General features: G+C 53.9%; 16 protein-coding genes and 1 tRNA gene. 8 read left to right on the plus strand and 9 right to left on the minus strand.

The genetic code is table 11. The annotated features are described in order from the left end of the window. Positions 1–321: 321 nt before the first annotated feature. The 4 genes from AC5RK6_RS04305 to AC5RK6_RS04320 all read left to right on the plus strand — a co-directional run bounded on the left by AC5RK6_RS04305 (position 322) and on the right by AC5RK6_RS04320 (position 4,553). A complete protein-coding gene (locus tag AC5RK6_RS04305) occupies positions 322–1,605 on the plus strand; it encodes an enolase C-terminal domain-like protein (RefSeq protein ID WP_016442580.1) in 1,284 nt (427 codons plus the stop codon). Positions 1,606–1,741: 136 nt separating this feature from the next. Next, positions 1,742–3,199: a GntP family permease gene (locus tag AC5RK6_RS04310; RefSeq protein WP_016442581.1), complete on the plus strand. Its 1,458-nt coding sequence runs from the start codon at positions 1,742–1,744 to the stop codon at positions 3,197–3,199. A gap of 169 nt (positions 3,200–3,368) precedes the next feature. Further along, entirely contained in the window at positions 3,369–4,319 is a 951-nt protein-coding gene (locus AC5RK6_RS04315; protein WP_435730731.1) for a dihydrodipicolinate synthase family protein, read from the plus strand. Between the two features lie 160 nt (positions 4,320–4,479). Next, positions 4,480–4,553, plus strand: a tRNA-Ile gene (locus AC5RK6_RS04320). A gap of 927 nt (positions 4,554–5,480) precedes the next feature. On the opposite strand, the gene AC5RK6_RS04325 is transcribed toward AC5RK6_RS04320, so the two are convergent. Genes AC5RK6_RS04325 through AC5RK6_RS04340 form a run of 4 tightly spaced genes read right to left on the minus strand, consistent with a single transcriptional unit; the run spans position 5,481 to position 10,246 of the window. Further along, positions 5,481–6,848: a GntP family permease gene (locus tag AC5RK6_RS04325; RefSeq protein ID WP_016442584.1), complete on the minus strand. Its 1,368-nt coding sequence runs from the start codon at positions 6,846–6,848 to the stop codon at positions 5,481–5,483. A 27-nt stretch (positions 6,849–6,875) separates the two neighbouring features. After that, entirely contained in the window at positions 6,876–7,739 is an 864-nt protein-coding gene (locus AC5RK6_RS04330; RefSeq protein ID WP_274736179.1) for a Cgl0159 family (beta/alpha)8-fold protein, read from the minus strand. A gap of 2 nt (positions 7,740–7,741) precedes the next feature. Next, a complete protein-coding gene (iolC, locus tag AC5RK6_RS04335) occupies positions 7,742–8,731 on the minus strand; it encodes a 5-dehydro-2-deoxygluconokinase (RefSeq protein WP_274732662.1) in 990 nt (329 codons plus the stop codon). Between the two features lie 24 nt (positions 8,732–8,755). Continuing rightward, positions 8,756–10,246, minus strand: coding sequence for a CoA-acylating methylmalonate-semialdehyde dehydrogenase (locus AC5RK6_RS04340; RefSeq protein ID WP_320757655.1), 1,491 nt, complete (start codon positions 10,244–10,246; stop codon positions 8,756–8,758). 247 nt (positions 10,247–10,493) lie between these two features. Between AC5RK6_RS04340 and AC5RK6_RS04345 the strand changes: the two genes are divergently transcribed. Further along, positions 10,494–11,276, plus strand: a complete 783-nt coding sequence (locus AC5RK6_RS04345; protein WP_435730730.1) for a GntR family transcriptional regulator — start codon at positions 10,494–10,496, stop codon at positions 11,274–11,276. Positions 11,277–11,431: 155 nt separating this feature from the next. On the opposite strand, the gene AC5RK6_RS04350 is transcribed toward AC5RK6_RS04345, so the two are convergent. The 5 genes from AC5RK6_RS04350 to AC5RK6_RS04370 form a co-directional block, all read right to left on the minus strand. Beyond that, positions 11,432–12,766: a hypothetical protein gene (locus tag AC5RK6_RS04350; RefSeq protein ID WP_320757657.1), complete on the minus strand. Its 1,335-nt coding sequence runs from the start codon at positions 12,764–12,766 to the stop codon at positions 11,432–11,434. Continuing rightward, positions 12,767–13,741, minus strand: coding sequence for an ABC transporter permease (locus tag AC5RK6_RS04355; RefSeq protein ID WP_016442590.1), 975 nt, complete (start codon positions 13,739–13,741; stop codon positions 12,767–12,769). Further along, positions 13,738–15,228, minus strand: a complete 1,491-nt coding sequence (locus AC5RK6_RS04360; protein ID WP_320757658.1) for a sugar ABC transporter ATP-binding protein — start codon at positions 15,226–15,228, stop codon at positions 13,738–13,740. Before AC5RK6_RS04360 ends, AC5RK6_RS04355 begins: the two co-directional genes overlap by 4 nt. A 2-nt stretch (positions 15,229–15,230) precedes the next feature. Then, the gene (locus AC5RK6_RS04365; protein WP_320757699.1) at positions 15,231–16,058 is read right to left on the minus strand and encodes an ABC transporter substrate-binding protein; all 828 of its coding nucleotides are present in this window, start codon (positions 16,056–16,058) and stop codon (positions 15,231–15,233) included. 189 nt (positions 16,059–16,247) lie between these two features. After that, a complete protein-coding gene (locus AC5RK6_RS04370) occupies positions 16,248–17,276 on the minus strand; it encodes a LacI family DNA-binding transcriptional regulator (RefSeq protein ID WP_016442593.1) in 1,029 nt (342 codons plus the stop codon). Positions 17,277–17,577: 301 nt separating this feature from the next. Between AC5RK6_RS04370 and AC5RK6_RS04375 the strand changes: the two genes are divergently transcribed. From AC5RK6_RS04375 to AC5RK6_RS04385, 3 genes are read left to right on the plus strand one after another with little or no spacing between them, the layout of a single operon-like run. Continuing rightward, positions 17,578–18,462 carry a methyltransferase domain-containing protein gene (locus AC5RK6_RS04375; RefSeq protein WP_320757700.1) on the plus strand — a complete coding sequence of 295 codons (885 nt, stop codon included), beginning with the start codon at positions 17,578–17,580 and terminating at the stop codon, positions 18,460–18,462. An 11-nt stretch (positions 18,463–18,473) separates the two neighbouring features. Further along, positions 18,474–18,815, plus strand: coding sequence for a cupin domain-containing protein (locus tag AC5RK6_RS04380; protein ID WP_320757659.1), 342 nt, complete (start codon positions 18,474–18,476; stop codon positions 18,813–18,815). Between the two features lie 9 nt (positions 18,816–18,824). Then, positions 18,825–19,130 (plus strand): hypothetical protein, encoded by a 306-nt coding sequence (locus AC5RK6_RS04385; protein ID WP_320757660.1) that lies wholly within the window; start codon positions 18,825–18,827, stop codon positions 19,128–19,130. Positions 19,131–19,153: the final 23 nt, after the last annotated feature.

Consider the following 19,153-nt stretch of genomic DNA (forward strand, 5'->3'; position numbering starts at 1 on the left):
TCAATTGTAGATGGTTGGCTGTTGCTTGTGCGCCTCCTCATCGTAAGGAGCCTTGAGGAACCGGAAACGATTCAAAGTCATGGGGGAAGAGTCGCCCCGCATTCGTTTTGACTCTGAAATTATTATTTCCTGTAGCTTTGGCGAGATTATGAGGATGTGTGAAGTGTGTCATACCTAAATTCTAAACTCGCGTATTTGTGCAGTTTTACGCACTGGGTGCAAATCTTGGTCGCAAAAGGTCCTAGGATAGTTCCCCAAATGGGACTAGGGTTCATGACGTGGAACTTCCACGGTGGGTAACTAAAACAAAGGAGTTTACTCGTGAGTAAGATTACCGGCGTAAAAACGTACGATTTTCGATTCCCCACATCTAACACGCTCTCTGGCTCGGACGCGATGAATCCTGACCCTGACTACTCGTCGGCTTATGTAGAGATTTCTACTGACGCTGATGATGGAATTATCGGTGTTGGGTTTGTGTTCACCATTGGTCGTGGAAATGATGTCGTTTGCGCGGCAATGAACTCTATGGCTCACACGCTCGTCGGGCGTAATGTTGAAGAGCTGCTCGACAATATGCGACTCGCGTGGGATCTGCTCGTAGGGGATTCCCAACTGCGGTGGCTTGGTCCCGAGAAGGGCGTGGAGCATATGGCTATCGGTGCATTGCTCTCAGCGCTTTGGGATATTAAAGCCAAGCGTGCTGGAAAGCCTCTGTGGCGCCTGCTGGGTGAAATGGAACCGGAAGAGTTGGTCGCAACCCTTGATTTCCGTTATCTTTCTGATGCACTTCGCCCGGAAGAAGCTATTGAGTTTCTAAAGGACGGTCAGCGTGGTAAGCAAGAAAGAATTGCCAACCTTCTTGAAAATGGCTACCCCGGGTATTCCACTGCTGCGGGTTGGCTAGGCTACTCAGATGAAAAGATGGTCTCGCTGTGTAAGGAAGAGACTCAAGAAAAAGGGTTCAAGCTTATCAAGCTGAAGGTGGGGCGCCGCGTCGAAGACGATATTCGGCGTCTTGGCTTGGCTCGCGAAGCTATTGGTCCTGATGTGAAGCTGGCTGTTGATGCTAACCAGGTGTGGGACGTCCCTGATGCGATTTCTTGGATTAATGAATTCCATGATTTCGATTTGGCATGGGTTGAAGAGCCAACTTCGCCGGATGATGTGGTGGGACACGCAACCATTGCACGCGCTATTAATCCGATTCCTGTAGCAACTGGCGAACATATGCAGAACAGGATCATGTTCAAGCAGTATCTCCAAATGAATGCGTTTGGAATCATGCAGATTGATGCAACCCGTGTTGCGGGCCCGCAGGAACTGGTCATCGAATACCTGCTTGCCAAGAAGTTTAATAAGCCTGTCTGTCCGCACGCTGGCGGCGTTGGTCTATGCGAAGCTGTGGCGCACTTTGCGATGTTTGATTATGTCGCGGTATCCGGAACTATGGAGAACCGGTTGATTGAGTACGTTGATAACCAACATGAACACTTTGTGCACCCGACAGTTATCAAGAATGGCAACTATATGCCGCAAACGGCTCCCGGCAACGGTGCTGAGATGACTCAGGAAACCGCTGAAAAGTACCTCTACCGAGGCTAATTCTCCCGGGAAAACCACGTTCCACTGCCGCACGCGGGCTAAATAAATAGCTGTCGCTGCTTGCTATTGGTAATCCATTTGGATTCCCCGCGTGCGGCGGTGCGGACGCTGCACTCGTCAGAAAAAGGAAATATAGATGAATGCTTTACTTGTAGGTGTGAGTCAGCTACAAAGCTCAATACCCCAGGGACTTTTACCTTTCGCTCGCGATATCCCGGAAGTAAGTCTTAACCCGGCGGCACTTCTCATTAGTATCGTAACCGGCGTTGCCATCCTCATTATTTTGGTTAGCTGGGCGAAAGTTCACCCCTTCCTCGCGATTATGCTTGCGGCCCTGATTACCGGAATTGGGTCCGGGTTCGGGCTGATGAACACCGTCCACGCCTTCCTTGACGGCTTTGGAGACACCACTAAAAGTGTCGGTATTCTAGTCGGTATCGGTGCAATGCTGGGTGCGGTTTTGATGGTAACGGGAGCAACCGGCGTTTTAGTTGACGTTCTGATTTCGAAGTCGTCTCGCAAGATGCTCCCTTGGACAATGGCTCTCATCGGGTCTCTTATTGGGTTGCCCCTGTTCTTCGATGTTGGACTGATCATCATGGCTCCGGTGATCATCATGGTTACGCGGAAATCTAAGATGCCCCTTATGATGATCGCGATGCCAGCCCTGGCGGGCCTCTGTGCAATGCAGGCACTCGTTCCTCCACACCCCGGGCCCACCGCCGCTCTCCAAACCTTTGAGAATGGTTCCATGGGCATCACGATGGGTATGGGCATTGTCCTTGCTATTCCTCTTGTTATTATCTGCGGACCGCTGTTCGCGAAGTACTCGACGCGCATCGTGCCGCGCGGTGCACCGGACACGTTCGCTATGGCGGATAAAGAGGACGGTGTTGAAGGCCGTCGTAAGCCTTCCTTCGGGTTGTCTTTGCTTTGTGTCACCATGCCGGCCATTCTTCTCTTGATCACTTCGATTATCATGATGGTCCGCCCTGACCTTCACGATTCCAAGGAAATGGGTGCTCAGATTTTGCAGTTTATCGGGAATCCCGAGATTGCCCTTCTGATTTCACTGGTATTTGCATCTCTCACGCTTTTCGTTACGACAAGGTACCCGTGGGAAAAGCTTAACGATGAAGCCGGGAAATCGTTACGTCCCATTGCTGGAATTGTATTTATCCTCGGAGCTGGTGGCGGTTTCAAGAACCTTCTGATTGATACCGGCATTGGAGATATGATCACTAAGTTTGTAGAAAACACAAATATATCGATCATCTTGATCGCTTGGGTGATTGCGGTGTTCGTGCGTGTGGCTACAGGGTCCTCGACCGTTTCGGCCATTACTACTGCCGGCATTCTGGAGCCGACAGCCACTGCACTTGCTTATGATCCGATCCAAACAGGTCTTCTTGTCCTTGCAATCGGTGCTGGGTCGTTTATTTTCTCCTTCGTAAACGACGCGGGCCTTTGGCTGGTAAAAGAGTACTTTGGGTTCACTCTTCCCGAGATGTTTAAGACCTGGACAGTGATGACATGTTTGATCTCCATTGTTGGGCTAGTTCTGGTTTGGGGTCTTGGACTCTTCCTGTTGTAGTGTAAATTCAATAATTTGAATTGGTCCTAACGTAGGGCTATCGCTGGCCGGCGTGTTCAATGATTCAGCGCGCCGGTCAGCGATGTTTCCTACGGCAACTTATTGTCTTCTAGTGTTTTGCGCGGGTATGGATTCGCATTCTTCCTGTTATCGTTCGAAGCAAGTCGCAATGATGCGTGAGACATGGAAATGGGTAGCTTTTATTTGCCCAAACCTGGAAGGGGTTGGAATGTTTTCTGGTGTGTATTGCCCGTCGGTCACGTTGATCGACGATTCGGGTGCGATTGATTATCCGGCGATGGCCGCCCATATTGATCGTCTTGCCGAGTCCGGGCTCAACGGGGTGCTCTTCTTCGGCTCGATCGGGGAGTTTTTCTCCTTTGCTACTGAGGAGAAGGCCGAGTTCTTGAAGTTCGCGGTCAAGCAGGCCGCGGGGCGTTTCCAGGTGTTGGCCGGGGTGAGCGCGGCGCGGCTGGGTGAGGTGCTGGAGAATGTCGCGGCTGCTGAGGTTGCTGGTGTGGATGGCGTGGTGGCTCTTCCGCCCTTCTATTTCGGGCATTCGTATGGGCGGGCCCTTGATTTTTATGACGCGGTTGCGGGCGCAACGCAGCTCCCGGTGATGCTTTACAACTTCCCGGAGCGTACGGGTGCGGATTTGAGTCCGGAGTTGGTGGCTGAGCTGGCCGCCCGCCACGAAAATATTGTGGCGCTCAAGGATACGGTGGATACTCAGAGTCATACGCGGCGGGTGATTCGTGAGGTGAAGAAGGTGCGTGCGGATTTTGCGGTGCTTTCTGGTTTTGATGAGTATTACATTGGGAATCGGGTGTGTGGCGGGGCCGGGGTGCTCTCTGGTCTGACGAATTTGATTCCTGAGGTATTTGCGGCGATGCATGCGGCGTATGAGGCCGGGGATGTTACGGGCGCTGCCGCGGAGTTGGGGAAGATTACGCGTTTGGCTGCGGTGTATGAGATCGGTGATATTTTCATTGCTGCGATTAAGGAGGGGGTGCGTTTGTGCGGGGTGGAGTGCTCGCCGTTGATGCGTGCCCCGCAGGTCCCGTTGAGCGCGGAGGATTCGGAGAAAATCGCGACGCTGCTACGCGAAGTACGCGCATAGATTTAGACGACAAGTTTCTATTTTTCAAAAGCTGGGCGTTCCGGTCTGACGCACTCTAAAGGCCGGAACGCCCCCATATTCTACCTGTTTTCTTGGATATGAAAGATGAGCCTGATGATTGGGACCCAGACCAATTAGGAGCTGTTAGAATTTACGCGCTGCCCCCGTAGCTCAGCAGGTTAGAGCAGTGGACTCATAATCCATCGGTCGCGGGTTCAAGTCCTGCCGGGGGCACTGTTGTGATGTCCCGCGTCATAGCTCCGCCAGCTACGTGGGATTTTCGTGTATTTGGACTTGGAGTTCATTGACTTTTTAGATGAGGAGTCCAGTAGCTTCTTCGACAATATATCCATCTACTGTTGACACGGCTGCCCGGCCAGTGGTTGGCCTGTGGGATGGCAGTAACGCCGACCTGTATAGAACGGGTATTTTGAAGCGCCATGGTGGAGATCGTGAAGCAAGATGTGAAGGCCGTGAAACACTTTCGATAATGGTTAGCCAGACTTTCTAGTACTGCCAGACCACCAGGCCGAGCACGAACCGCAGGCCTAGCGCAAGTTGAATCTGCACGCCCTCAACAAACGGCAACCTCGCCCGGCGCCTAAGTGCCCCTATCGGTACCACCACTCAAAACACACCGCCACCGGCGGGCGTGCCCGCCGACCAATAGTCCAACGTTGGTGGGGCAAGCGTAAGCAACGACCGAAAATATCTCATATGGATCTTGAGGCACATAAATGCCGTCGGAACTGCTGGTGACGGCCAATCAGAGCCAAGCCGACAGTGGCAGCTACGCCTCCCAGACCGATCAAGCCTTAGCAAGGTCCAGTCAGATCAACACCAACTAGGGTAATCGCGCTTCACGATGCTCACCACGGTGCTTCAAAAACCCGTTCTAAACAGCCCGACCACCGGCGGGTGTTGAGTGGTGGTACCGATAGGGGCACTTGGGCGCCGGGCGAGGTTGCCCGTTTGTTGAGGGCGTGCAGTTTTAACTTGCGCTTGACAATTGCGCTAGTCGTGCGGATTTAACTCGTGCTTGACGTCCACGAGAGCATGTCATTCAGGGTGTGCGTGAGGAAGTTAAACATGTACGCACCCGTGGTGGGTGTAGATCCAGCCCGCGGGTGCGCACACGTGGTTATGTGAATGAGAGTCTTTCTAGACGATGAGGTAGACCAGAGTGCAGAAACCGAAGGATACGAGGGATATGACCGAGGTGAACGTGGTCCACATCTTCAGATTCGTTTTCGTATCTACTTGGAGGAAACCGCCTACTAGCCAGAACCCGGAATCGTTGACGTGGGAAGCGAAGAACGATCCTGCTCCCATTGCCACGACAACGAGCGCGGTTTGGATGTCGTTGAGTCCGGCCCCCGCCACAGTTGCTGCTAGCAAGGCTGCGGTGGTCTGGATGGCCACGGTTGCTGAGCCTTGTGCGACTCGTAGTGCCAGGGAGATAAGGTAGGCAGCCAGGAGCAGGGGAATACCAAGATCAGCTAGCGTGTTAGCAAGCGCGGTACCAATACCGGTTTCACGTAACACGGACCCGAACATACCGCCAGCACCGGCCACCATGACGATCGCTGCCACGGACTTGAACCCAGCGTCGTTGATCTTGTCGATATTCTTCCAGGGTACTTTACGTACATAACCCAAAATGATTGATGCAACCAGAGCGGTAACGAACAGGGCTACCGCGGTTTCACCGAAGAATTTCAGGGCGCTTGCCCACGCCGCGTGTTCTGGGATGATACCAGCTGACTGCAAAGTACTAGTCACCGTGTTACCGGTAATCAACAGGATCGGGAGCATGAGAATAAAGAGAACGGTTGCGAAGCCGGGCTCTTTCCCGGGTAGTTCACGCCCAGATTCTTTAGATCCCAAAACGTTGGGGATGGGAACATCGAACCTCTTCGAGAGCCACAACGCGAAGCGGTAACCGGCTAGATACCACGTGGGAATCGCAACGATTAGACCGACCAGGAGCACGGTCCCGATATTAATGTTCATCGTGGTAGCCGCGGCCACCGGGCCGGGATGGGGCGGCATGAGTCCGTGCATGACCTGGAACGCTCCAGCTGCCGGTAAGGCATACAAGAGTACTGGTCCGCCCAGGCGGCGGGCAACGGAGAAGATGATCGGGAACATGACAATGAGTCCGGCGTCGAAGAAAATTGGGAAGCCGAACAAGAGCGAAGCTACTGAGAGTGCTAAAGGTGCTCGTTTTTCCCCGAACCAACGCAGCAGGGTTTGGGCGAGTACTTCAGCACCCCCGGATTGTTCAAGCATACGCCCGATAATTGCTCCGAACCCGATGATGAGAGCGAGTTTGCCAACGGTGCCCGAGAAACCGGTCAAGAGCATATCGAATAGCTCGCTGACTGGGACCCCGGTAGCAATAGCAGTCAGGGCTGATACCAGAATCAGTGCGACTGTAGCGTTGACTTTGAATACGATAATAAGGAAGAGCAAGACGGCGATCGCTGCTAGAGCGACACCGAGGAGACCTCCTGTTGTCAGAGTCATGAGTGCTCCTTCAATATATGAGCCTCTTTAGGAGAGGAGCTGGGCGGCGTTGGCCACGGCGCCTTGAACGTCGCCCGATTGTGGATAGAGCAATGACCGGCCAATGACCAGGCCGATCACGTTGGGGATCTCCAAGAGGAGAGCCCACCTGTGGAGGGTTTTGGCAGCATCATTGCTGACTTCCCCGCCGAGGATAACGATGGGTAGGGTAGTCGCCCTCGCGAAGCGTTCCAGGTCGGGAGTGTCGGGGAGTTTGAGTACCGTGTAGGCACTGTTGCTCCCCAAACCTGAAGCGATTGCTATCGAGCGGGTAACGGCATCGGTAGACACATCATTGACTACCTGTTTGTCTTCGCGCCGTGATATGAAGGGTTCGACCATAGCAATGCGTTGGCGTCGGGAAAGGTCGGTGACTACTTTCCCGGCCATCTCCAAAGTGCTCACGGTTTCTGTTTCGTCGTAGGCAATACGGAGAAGGATTTTCCCGCCTTGCAGGCCTGCTTTGGCTACTCCTCTAGCGGTATAGCCCGTGATACGGTCATCCAGTTCCCAGGCCGCGCCGGCCAGTCCTGCACGATTCATCGACCCGTATACCCATTTGCCGTCCAAGACTCCGAGCAGCGCGAGGTCTTCAATAATGTCGGCTGTTCCTAACAGTCCGGAAACCCCGGGCACGGCAAGCGCATCACACAGGCGCTGGAGTAGATCGAAACGGTCTTCCATAGCACGCGGATTAGGGCCGGCGGCGAATGCGCCCCGGGCTGGGTGATCCGCGGCCATAATAAGGAATTTCCCGTTGGGTAGCAGGGTGGCGGGTTGCTCGCGTTTGAGCAAGGCTTTGTGAGCAGAACCCGGGCAACGCCGTCCTGCAATAAGCCTGGCAATATCCATGGTTACTGGTTGCTTTCTGCTGATTGAGGTGTCTCGAGTAGCGCGTCAGTGTGATTCGCGGCCAGCACGCGCTCGATTTCATCCTGGGTGGGCATAGCGGTGGAGCATTCGATACGCGAGGTGACGATCGCGCCGGCAGTGTTGGCATACCGGATCGTTTTCTCAAGGCTCCAGCCCTGTAAGAGTCCGTGAACAAGGGACCCACCGAAAGCATCCCCGGCACCAGCCCCGTTAACCACGGTGGTATTCATCGCGGGAATGAAGAATTCTTCCGTACTCGATTTCGCGAGGGTGCCCTTACTGCCTTGCTTGACTACAGCGATTTGTACTCCGCGTTCCAGTAGTGCTGTTGCGGCCCGGTGTGGATCGGTTTCCCCGACCGCGATTTCACACTCTTCCACGTTACCCACCGCGACTGTCGCATAGTCGAGGACTTTCGCATACCGCTGGCGTGCTAGATCAACCGATTCCCAAAACATTGGACGCCAGTCCATATCGAAAACGGTGTGGTCTTTACGCCCACGCATGTCAAGCGCGCTCATGTGGGTGGAGTAAGAGGGTTCCTCACACAGGCCGGTCCCGGATACCCACAAGAGTTTAGCCTCGCGCACCTGGTTTTCATCCAGGTCCGTGTCCTTAATCTGTAGGTCAGGGGCCGAGGGCTCACGGTAGAAGAAGAACGGGAAATGCTCAGGTGGGATAATCTCGCAGAAAGTAACAGGCGTGTTCAGGGTCTTGTCAACGATCACGTATTCATCCGATACACCAAGTCGGCGCATTTCCAGGCGTACCCACCGCCCGAAGGGGTCATCACCTACCCCGGTGAGGGTGGCACAGTCTTCTCCCAGGCGTGCTGCTGCTACTGCCACGTTGGTGGGAGAGCCTCCCAGGAATTTACCGAACGTTGTGACTTCTTCGAGAGTGCAGTTGGTTTGCAGGGGATAAATATCGACGCCGCAGCGTCCAATTGTTAGTACATCATGGACGACCATGTCCATCACTTCCTTATCTGTGGTTTATTCGGTGCGTTCAAACGACATTGTTGCTTCATAGGTGCCCTCCGAAGGCCACCGCACCGTTGTGGCCTTCGCGCGCGTGTAGAATCGCACGCCTTCGGGCCCGTGAATATGGGTATCGCCCATAAGAGAGTCTTTCCATCCACCAAACGAGTAGTAAGCCACGGGCGTGGGGATAGGAACGTTGATACCAACCATGCCAGCTTCAACTTCCAGCTCGAAACGACGTGCCAGACCACCATCGTTGGTGAAGATCGCTGCTCCGTTACCGTAAGGCGAGGAATTAACAAGAGCGATGGCTTCTTCGTAAGTGTCTACCTCGACGATTGCCAGGACAGGTCCGAAAGTTTCTTGCCGATACAGGATGGAATCGCGCGAGACATGCGTGCAAATAGTTGGGCCAAGGAAATACCCGTTCTCATGCCCGCTCACATTGAGAGAACGCCCATCAAGGATGACTTTCGCACCTTTGCTTTCCGCATCAGTAATCGCGTCAATGATCCGTTCTTTAGCCTGAGCGTTGATAACCGGGCCCATCTGCACGCCTTCGTCCAGGCCGTAACCCACTCGGATAAGCTCAGCGTGTTCTTTGACGGCTTTTGCTAGTTTGTCACCAACCCCGCCCACAGCCACAGCAACAGGTAATGCCATGCAGCGTTCACCAGCAGCTCCGAAAGCCGCAGCTGAAAGGTGTTTACCAGCGAAGTTGATATCAGCATCGGGCATAACAATCGCATGATTATTAGCCCCGCCCAATGCTTGGACACGCTTGCCCGCCCGCACCGCACGCTCCTGAATCAGTTTCGCAACCGGGGTTGAACCCACGAAAGAAACAGCCTTGATATCCGGGTGGTCAATCATGGCCATCGTGAAATCATTCGACCCGGAAATAACCTGGAAGATCCCGTCAGGCAGACCAGCTTCCTTATACAAACGCGCAATCACAAGAGAAGCCGAAGGCGTGGCCGGTGCCGGCTTCAAAATAAAAGCATTACCGGTAGCAATCGCAATCGGGTGCATCCACATAGGCACCATAACCGGGAAATTAAACGGGCAAATCCCGCCAACAACACCAAGAGGCTGGCGCAGCGTGTGAATATCTACCCCCGTGGAAATATTCGAGGATGTTTCACCTTTCAGGGCAACATTAATCCCGCAAGCAAAATCAAGGGTCTCCCGCCCCCGCTGGATCTCCCCAATAGCATCCGAATAATCCTTACCATGCTCAGCCACAATCGCTTTCGCAATCTCGTCTTGATGATCAAGGACGAGCTGACGCATCCGATACATAATCTCGGTACGCTTCGCCAACGAGGTACGAGCCCAAGCCTTTTGAGCTTCAACCGCAATCCCTACTGCGTAGTCAAGATCTTCACGGCTCGCCTGCAACAAATACCCGCGAATCTCGCCACTAGCCGGGTCGTCAACCGCGATCTTTCCCTCCGGCTGGCCCGTGTACAGGCCACCATTAATCCAATGAGGTATATCCATTCGTTATCACTCCTTTGTGAGTCCAAACCAGCACCCCACCAGCGGGGTGTCTCATTTGTTCCCAAAATAACCCCAGACCCCCTACTTGTAAATACAAAGGATAAGTAGGGGAGGGTGAGAAACTTGAATGAAGGTGACCATAAAGGCCGCTATTGAAGCGCTAAAAGGCCGTAAACGCTAGCCAAACATACGATTATCAGCTATGTTTACAATTAGGTGAACAAATAAGGGTGAGAGGGTCACGTTAATGTCAACACCCCGTGGAAAAGAGAATGCAGATCAGCTGGATGTTCCGGTTGCTCCCCGGATTAGTTTCGACTCTCGGTCTTCCACTCCTTTGCATCAGCAAATCACGCAATCATTAGCGAGTCTTATTGACTCTGGCGCGCTTTTACCCGGGCAGCTCCTTGAAGACGAAGTGTCCATGTCACGCAGGCTGGGTGTCTCGCGCCCCACGCTACGGCGGGCATTACAAGTCCTGACTGATGAGGGGAAACTCTCACGGCGCCCGCGTGTTGGTACCAGGGTGATGCCACGAGTTTTCCAAAGGGATCCTTCCCTAGCAAGCCTTTCCGATGATTTACGGGCCGCGGGCCGTGAACCGCGCACGGACGTTCTCCAGTATCTGGTGGTGTTTGCCGATAGCGGTCTAGCTGCCGATATGCACTGCCTAGAAGGTAAAGAAATCGTGGCTTTAGAACGTTTGCGGTGGGCGGAGGGAAACCGTATGGGGATTATGCGTAACTGGATCCCAGCCGATCTGGCTCCCTCGCTTACCGCTATATCATCGGGAGGCCTCTACGCTTTCTTCAAGAGTCACGGGATTGTGTTACGAGGCGGAGTCCAACGTATCAGCGCGCGCAGCGCAACTCCCGCGGAAGCAGAACTCTTACACGTGGCATCCGGCGCCCCTCTCTTACGAGTGAGGCGTAGCGCTTACGATGAATCCGGGCAGATCGTGGATCTAGCCGACCACCTCTATGACGCAGAACAATACGACCTCACCCTCCCACTCAATTTCCCGGCGTGAATCACACCTGGAGGAATCGGTTTCTTGGTAAAAGGGAGCTGGGTGGCTAGCGCGAGAATGATCGCGCCAGCCACCCAGCTTTGTAGACGGTAACCGTGCTGTCCTACTCTGGGACATATAGAAATCCGGCAACCGCCATATGGGATTCTTTGGTCCTAAAGCACTTCCGGAGGAGTTGCTAACTGGTCGGCTATATCTTCCCAGTTAGATGCGAATTTGCCGTATGCCGTTTTGATATCGACACCCACAGGGAGCTCCGGGCATTCGTTTTCGAGGTTGGTACCCCAGTTTCCCCATCCCGACTGCTTGCGCTGTACGATCTGGAAGCCTCCCGATGGCTTCGAGGTATACCAGATCATTGCACGGCCGGTAGATGTGTCATATTCGACTGTCTTATTGGCAGCTCCGGGGAAGATAGTTTCGTGCTCCTCTTTCTGGACGTCGATAGGTTCAGAATCGACTCGCCAATCACGCAGCTCTGCATCAACAAATGATTTCTCGCGAACAATTGCCAGTCGGTCGCGGATTGTTTCGTCTGTTAAAGCCCCTTCGAAAGTCGAGAATAGGCGCCAGTACAAATCCCAATGAGCGTTCTCAATATCGTCGGTTAAGGCGGCCTTAAATTCTTCAAGTTTCTTGCGCTGAGGTAATGTGCTGTCAGAAATGGTCTGCTCTACCATGTCGGCCAGGTGCCCAGCATAAGGATCGCCGCTGCGATATCGGGATCCTCCGTAGCACGCAAACCGATCAAAGAGTAGTTTTCCTTGTCCGGCTTCGAATTCATCCCCAACGGTGATCTTGTTAGTTACAGAACGTCCGTTGATCACAGTTTGGAAATCATCTACGTGATAACGCCGGCTGAACCAAGGCGTCCTATAAGTGAAAGCCCACTCGATTGAGAAGTTTTTACCCCGGAGCTCTGGTAGGAGCCCGTCTGGTATCACACCTAGCATTCTGAAAGAAAGCAAGACTGGTCCGTCTTCAAGGATCTCAATCTTCACCTTTGTGTGTTCTGGCGGATTGATGAGTCCGTTTTCAGGAGTGAAGAACGGGCCGTAAAATCCACCAATCGCATTGTTTCCAGAGGGGAGGAGGTCAATACCCTCATCAAGGGTGCGGAAGTGTTTGAGCCCCCACTTTGAGGCACCAGTGCCCTCTGCGGTACCCGTGCACACATCAATATCGAAGTAGCCGGTATTAACGCGGGCCCATGAGTCAGCTTCAGTACCGGGTCCTTTTGTGATTCCTTCTCCGGATTCGACTGGTTCATCCAGTGTGAAACTTGCCTCGTCCTCAAAACTGAGTGTAGTGACAAATCTGGTGGCCTCTTGTGGAGCCGGCTGATCAGCCAATCGTTGGCAAAGGATCTGCTCCCCAGTATTGGTTCGTGCTAGCCACAAGGATTCTGTGAGCACTTGTGGTTCATCGAAGTAGATCGGCTCGAATGCACGCTTTCCTTCGATATTACTGATTACTTTATGGGTCTTCATCTACTTTCCTGCCTTGGTGCTCTTCTGTTTGAGGGAGTCAATGGCGACGGCGAGAATAATGACGACGCCCTTAATTAGTAGCTGGGTGAAGAATTGGACATTCATGAGAATCATGCCGGTTGAGAGCACTCCGAGAATGATCGCACCGATGAGGGTTCCGATGATCTTGCCCTTACCGCCGGCAAGAGATGTTCCACCTAGAACAACCGCGGCGATAGCATCAAGTTCGTATCCGGTACCAGCGGTCGGCTGCGCGGAAACAACGCGTGCGGCGAAAATGACTCCTGCAAGCCCTGAAAGCGCGCCTGCAATGACATAAACCGAGGTAAGTACCCGTTTGACGTTGATTCCAGCAAGGCGTGCCGCCTCGGGATTACCACCGACTGCGTAAACATGCCTACCGTACTTCGTTCGTTCGAGAATGAACCAGCAGATGATGTACACAATGATCATTACAATGACGGGAACTGGAATTCCAGCCATGTATCCGTTTCCAAGATCTCTGAAAGCCAGCTTGTTGTCCACGATGGGTTGGCCTCCGGTCAGCGTGTATCCGAGGCCGCGGAGGAATGTCATCATGCCGAGCGTCACGATAAAGGGCGCTAGGGCTAGATACGCCGATAGAGCACCGTTTACCCATCCCGCAACTGCACCGGCAAGAATGCCAGCGATTATCCCGATGATGGCTGGAGCACCGGAGATACAGGCCAGTACTGCGGTTACACCCGATACGGCAACGATTGATCCGACAGAGAGATCAATGCCGGCGGTAATAATAACGAAGGTCATACCTGCCGCAATGATCGCGTTAATTGAGATCGAACGGGCGATATTCATGAGATTGTTCATCGACATGAAGTTCGGGGCGATGAGCGCCATAATCACGACGAGAAGGACGAGGACCGCGAGAATCCCAACCTTATCCCACCACGCAGCGAAGTTCATTTTCCGTCGAGGTGCAGCTTCTATAGTCATGCTTGTTCCTTTGTTGCTCCGGTCGCGAGGCTCATGACCGATTCTTCTGTGGCATCTCGTGCATCGAGTTCTCCCACGACTTTTCCTTTTCGCATAACGATGATGCGATCAGACATTCCCAGGACTTCAGGGAGGTCAGAAGAAACCATGATGATGGTTTTGCCTTCTTTAGCAAGATCATTCATGATCTCGTAGATTTCCCTTTTCGCCCCGATGTCAACACCGCGCGTAGGTTCATCGAAAATCAAAAGATCGGCACCTGCCATGAGAGTGCGGCCGAGAAGTGCTTTTTGTTGGTTTCCTCCCGAAAGCGCTCTTACCGGAAGACTTGTGGAGGTCTTTCGAATATTGAGCACTTCCATGATCTGGCGAACTTTCTTTCGAATTGCGCCCCGCGCGAGCACGCCGAGTTTGGTGAAGTCGCTCAGAGAGGCAATCGAGATATTCGATGCCGTTGTGTGATCCATGAACAGACCTTGTTCCTTTCTGGATTCCGGCACCATGGCAATGCCAGATCCCAGGGCCTCCTTGGGGCTTTTAGGATGATAGCTTTTGCCTTTGAGTAGCAACGTGCCGCTACTCATGGGATCTGCTCCCATAAGTAGCCTGACGGTTTCCGAACGCCCAGCGCCGACCAATCCTGCAAATCCAAGAATTTGACCAGCCCGAGCTTTGAAGGAGACGTCATCAACCCCAGGAGCTTTGAGATCCTTTGCCTCAAGAACCACTTCGCCCGATGCACGGTCTGCATGTTCGTAGAGATCACCGATTTTTCTACCGACCATCATTCGCACGATTTCGTCAGGCGTTAATTCGGCTAGAAGCTGCGTTCCGACGGACGTTCCGTCCCGAAGAACGGACACCCTATCAGCTAACTTCCACACTTCTTCCATACGGTGAGTGATGTAGATAAGGCCGACGCCGTTTTGCTGCTGCTCTCGAATAATTCTGAAAAGATCCTCTGTTTCAGCTCGGGAAAGCGCGGCAGTGGGCTCGTCGAGAACGAGAATGCGGGCGTCCTCGGCAGCAGCACGAGCAATTTCGACCATCTGCTGCATACCGATGGAGAACGAGCCGAGAGGCCTGTTGACATCGATATCCACTCCAATGGCCGATAACTTAGCGCGTGCATCCGAACGCATCTTGTCACGGTCAAGAATTCCGTGTCTGAGTGGTTCGACGCCGAGGCAGAGGTTCTCGGCCACCGTCAGATTTGGGACGGTATTAATCTCTTGGTGGATGATTGCGATTCCGTGTTTACGTGCATCGTTAGGAGATGAGATATGGACTTCCTGACCGTCAACGAAGATCTTTCCGCTATCGGCAGCCAGGTTCCCCGCCAGAATTTTCATCAACGTTGACTTGCCAGCGCCGTTTTCTCCCATGAGGGCATGAATCTCTCCGGCGTTCAGATCAAAGGAAACTCCTCCAAGCGCTTGGGTAGCGCCGAATCTTTTCCTGATCCCTTCGAGCTTGAGAAGAGTCATTTCTACCATCCCGGGTATTCGTCTACCGCATCCCGGGTGATGATTTGCGAGGGGATGAGGATAGTGGTTTCCGTGAGTGATTCTCCGCGAGCAAGCTGCTGCCCAACCTCGATTGCTTTTTCGACCATCTTTGCGGGCTCTTGGGTGGCAGTGCCGACGAAGGGAGAACCAGCGGTTCGGAGTTCCTGGAGCCCTTCGGGAGAAGCGTCGATTCCTACCACCTTAATTTCATTTGTACGTCCAGCTTGCTGGACAGCAAGCGTCGCACCAAGGGCGGACGGGTCATTCATTCCAAAGATGCCCTGGACATCGCTGGCTGCAGTAAGCATGTCGGTAGTGACAGAGAGGCCGGTAGCGCGGTCATTTTGCGAGTTTTGGTGCCCGACTTCCTTAATGCCGGGGAAATTCTTCATAGCTTGATTGCAGCCCTTAATGCGATCCGTGATCGTCTGGATAGGTGTGCCATCAACAACCAAAATATTTCCCTTGCCACCCATCTGCTCGAATAAATAGGTACATGCAATTTCGCCGGCCTGAACGGCATCGGTCATAACAATGGCATCTGCGCCCTTCGCAGGAGTATCAACAGCTACAACGAAGATCCCTGCCTGTCGGGCGCGTTCGATGGCGGGTTGCAGGCCGGACTCGTCAACAGCGGAAACAACGATAAGGTCTACGCCTTGCTGAATGAATGTGTCAATCTGAGTATTCTGATTCGCCAGATCAAGTTTGGCGTCCTGGACGTTAAGAGTTGCGCCAATCTTCTCGGCTGCTTCCTTCGCTCCCTTATCCATGGCGGAGAAGAAGGGATTGGACATGTCCTGTACCATCAAGCCGATTTTCTCGATCTTGTCAGGTTTCGGCGCTTCTGTAGCGGAGTCGCCTGAAGTGCAACCCGAGAAAGTTGCGGCGAGCAGAATGCTTGTCGTGAAGGCGAGAGCCTTTTTTGCTGTTCTCATCGTTGAGATCTCCTTTTGGTTAGATAGGCCGGTTTGGCCCAATTTGGTTTTCTAATTCGTTTAGCAGCCGCAGGAGGCACGAATTCTGAGTTTGACGTTCACCTCCTCAGACTCCTGGTTGTGGTAACGGATAGCTCCCTGCGGATGCTCTTGCATGATGTGAATAAGTTTTAGAGCGGCTTTTGCGCCGATATCGCGAGAATCTTCGTCAATCAACGTCACTGGAGGATTGACGAAAGTTGACCAGGTAAATTCGTCAAAGGCGATTAAGGCGACCTGATCGGGAACCCGAAGGTCACATGCCTGGAGTGCGTGCATGGTCCCGAGGAGGAGAGGATTGTTACCGGCAATAATCGCGAGCTTCTCTACCTTCGTATTTCTGAGGTACTCCTCTAACACAACTGCGCTCGATTGTGAGTCATTAGCGCATTCGAGAATCGAGAAAGTTGCCCCGAATTTCTTGGCGGCGTTTTTCATGCCCTTAATTCGAGTTTGCCTTGTGGACCACCGCTCGGGATAGATCAATAAAAGCCACGTGTCGAGTCTGTGGTAGTTGAGATGCTCACCAATTTGATACGCTGCTTGTTCGTTATTTGAGGTTACAGATACCGAACCGGACGGCGCAGTCGGTCCTTGCGAGTCGACATAGACAATGGGGATTCCCCACTCGCAAAGTTTCTCGTGATTGTCTACGGATAAAGTAAGAGTACTGATAACTCCGGCTGCCCGCGATTGGATCGCTTCGGTGACAACCAAATCTTCAGTTTTCTGATCAAATCGGCCTTCAGGAGCAAGATCGGCTGTGCGTACTCCATGGGAAGATGTGCGCAACATTTCATGAACGCCATCAAGCATATCGACGTAGTAAGCATTGGATGTTGATGCAGTCATCACGACGATTGGGCCGGGAGTTTCGCGGCGCAGGGCGCGTGCTGTCTGGTTGGGGATGTAGTTGAGCGTTTTAGCCGCTTCCAATACTCGGGTTTTGGTCGATTGAGTTACGGGGGCTTTGCCGGAAAACGTATTGGAGACAGTCCAAATAGACACACCGGCGGCCCGAGCCACATCTTTAAGAGTTGCCGGTTTCATCAGGGTCTCCTTTGTCCCAATTGGTTGCGTTGAGGTCAAGCTATGCCACCTAAACGTTTAGGGCAAGGGTGTGTGTTTACCCAAGTTGATGTGGGGTACGCCACGAGGATTTGTATTGTGAGTATTTCAAGATGCTTACCCTCAACAGTTTTGTATTTATTAGCATCGGGTGATTTGGTGGCTAAGACAATGGGTGGATTTCTAGTGGTAATTATTCGCCTTTATGAGTCGCACGGTTCGCATCAAGTAGTTGTGGGGTGCTCTTTTCTCACCATGCTCGCGGGATTAAGGTGAATCCATGATTGATGACAATGCTCCACTTCCGCAATCTGATCGTCCCACCGCTACCGCCGCCGGGCACTGGGTGCTCGCCCGTGCCGGGAAGCGGGTATTGCGCCCCGGCGGTTTGCATTTGACGAAAGCCATGCTCGAGCACGCCCAGCTGGCCAGCGCAGACGTGGTGGAATTCGCCCCCGGCCTGGGCCGAACCGCGGAACTCATTATCGCCCAGCCCATTCACTCCTACACCGGAGTGGATCAAGACAAGAATGCGGTAACCCGCGTCAAGGGGATCGTCGAAAAAGTGGGCGGCGTCGTCGTTAATTCCACCGCGCAGAAATCTGGACTCCCCGATGCCAGTGCCGATGTGGTCGTGGGCGAAGCGATGCTCACCATGCAAGGTGCCAGCTCGAAAGCCGCGATTGTGGGTGAGGCCTTCCGGCTGCTGCGCCCGGGCGGACGCTACGCCATCCACGAGCTCAGCCTCACCCCGGATAACATCGATCCGGCCATTGCCGATACTCTGCGCAAGGGCCTGGCCCAGACGATTCGCGTCAACGCACGCCCGCTCACCCAGGCCGAATGGCGCCAGGTACTTACCGATGCCGGTTTCGAGGTGGAATGGGTGGGGGATGCCCCCATGGCACTGCTGTCTCTGCGCCGGAATCTGGCCGACGAAGGCCTGCGCGGGGTAGCACGGATCATCCGCAATGTACTGCGCGATAAAGAGCTGCGGGCGCGAGTGCTGGCCATGCGTGCTCTCTTCCGCAAGTACCGCCACCACCTGGCCGGCGTGGCCATGGTGGCTCGCAAGCCCACCGAATCCGCCAGCGCTACCGAATCCGCTGGTGCTGCTGGCGCTGCTGAGGCCCCCGGCTCTACTGAATCAGCTACAACCTCTAACTGAAAGGACGACCGATGAGTGACAATACCCCGCAGCTTTCCTACCTGGAAGACCTTGGCGCCACGGTGGATTATGCCGCTGCCTCGACCGTTTCCACCACCGCGATGCGCGCTGAAGGTGTGAATGTGGTGGTTTTCTCCTTCGATACCGGGGAAGAACTTTCTGAGCATACCGCCGCAGTTCCCGTACTCATCCAGGTGCTGGAAGGGGAGGTGGAGATGCATACCGAGGGTCGAACGGTGCACCTGCGCCCGGGTGGCCTCGTGCACCTACCCACCCGCCTCCCGCACGCTGTGCGTGCCCTGGCTCCCACCAAGATGGTGCTGTTCATGCTCACCGGGCAGAGCGTGGGCTAGAGTAGCCCCATGTCAACACCCGAGAAACCGGATCTACCAGAGAAGTTCGAGCTGCCGGAACAGCCGGAACAACCGGAGACGCAGGTAGAACCCGTTCCCCTTGATGCCGCCCAGGCGGAGGAGATTCAGCGCATAGCGCGCCGGCGGATGATCGCCGCCGCGATTGTGGGAGTCATTCTGCTGATTATCATGTTCTTCGCCGGTCGCGCCCTGCGCCAGCACCTGAGTGCACCCTCGACCGGAGCGGGCGAATCGGTGACTGTGATAGTGACGGGCGGCGCTTACGGTCTGGAGTGGCAGAGCGCACACCTCTGAAGTTGCTTCGTGTCCCGCCATTG

This window comes from Actinotignum sp. usb-actsch-213 (genome assembly GCF_059085665.1).

Excerpts from the sequence above, each read along its gene's own strand:
- AC5RK6_RS04360 (WP_320757658.1), bottom strand. The coding sequence starts at position 15,228 with ATGACTCTTCTCAAGCTCGAAGGGATCAGGAAAAGATTCGGCGCTACC.
- AC5RK6_RS04365 (WP_320757699.1), bottom strand. The coding sequence starts at position 16,058 with ATGGTACAGGACATGTCCAATCCCTTCTTCTCCGCCATGGATAAGGGA.
- AC5RK6_RS04315 (WP_435730731.1), top strand. The coding sequence starts at position 3,369 with ATGATGCGTGAGACATGGAAATGGGTAGCTTTTATTTGCCCAAACCTG.
- AC5RK6_RS04385 (WP_320757660.1), top strand. The coding sequence starts at position 18,825 with ATGTCAACACCCGAGAAACCGGATCTACCAGAGAAGTTCGAGCTGCCG.
- AC5RK6_RS04345 (WP_435730730.1), top strand. The coding sequence starts at position 10,494 with ATGTCAACACCCCGTGGAAAAGAGAATGCAGATCAGCTGGATGTTCCG.
- AC5RK6_RS04340 (WP_320757655.1), bottom strand. The coding sequence starts at position 10,246 with ATGGATATACCTCATTGGATTAATGGTGGCCTGTACACGGGCCAGCCG.
- AC5RK6_RS04310 (WP_016442581.1), top strand. The coding sequence starts at position 1,742 with ATGAATGCTTTACTTGTAGGTGTGAGTCAGCTACAAAGCTCAATACCC.
- AC5RK6_RS04350 (WP_320757657.1), bottom strand. The coding sequence starts at position 12,766 with ATGAAGACCCATAAAGTAATCAGTAATATCGAAGGAAAGCGTGCATTC.
- AC5RK6_RS04370 (WP_016442593.1), bottom strand. The coding sequence starts at position 17,276 with ATGAAACCGGCAACTCTTAAAGATGTGGCTCGGGCCGCCGGTGTGTCT.
- AC5RK6_RS04355 (WP_016442590.1), bottom strand. The coding sequence starts at position 13,741 with ATGACTATAGAAGCTGCACCTCGACGGAAAATGAACTTCGCTGCGTGG.
- AC5RK6_RS04325 (WP_016442584.1), bottom strand. The coding sequence starts at position 6,848 with ATGACTCTGACAACAGGAGGTCTCCTCGGTGTCGCTCTAGCAGCGATC.
- AC5RK6_RS04330 (WP_274736179.1), bottom strand. The coding sequence starts at position 7,739 with ATGGATATTGCCAGGCTTATTGCAGGACGGCGTTGCCCGGGTTCTGCT.
- AC5RK6_RS04380 (WP_320757659.1), top strand. The coding sequence starts at position 18,474 with ATGAGTGACAATACCCCGCAGCTTTCCTACCTGGAAGACCTTGGCGCC.
- iolC (WP_274732662.1), bottom strand. The coding sequence starts at position 8,731 with ATGGTCGTCCATGATGTACTAACAATTGGACGCTGCGGCGTCGATATT.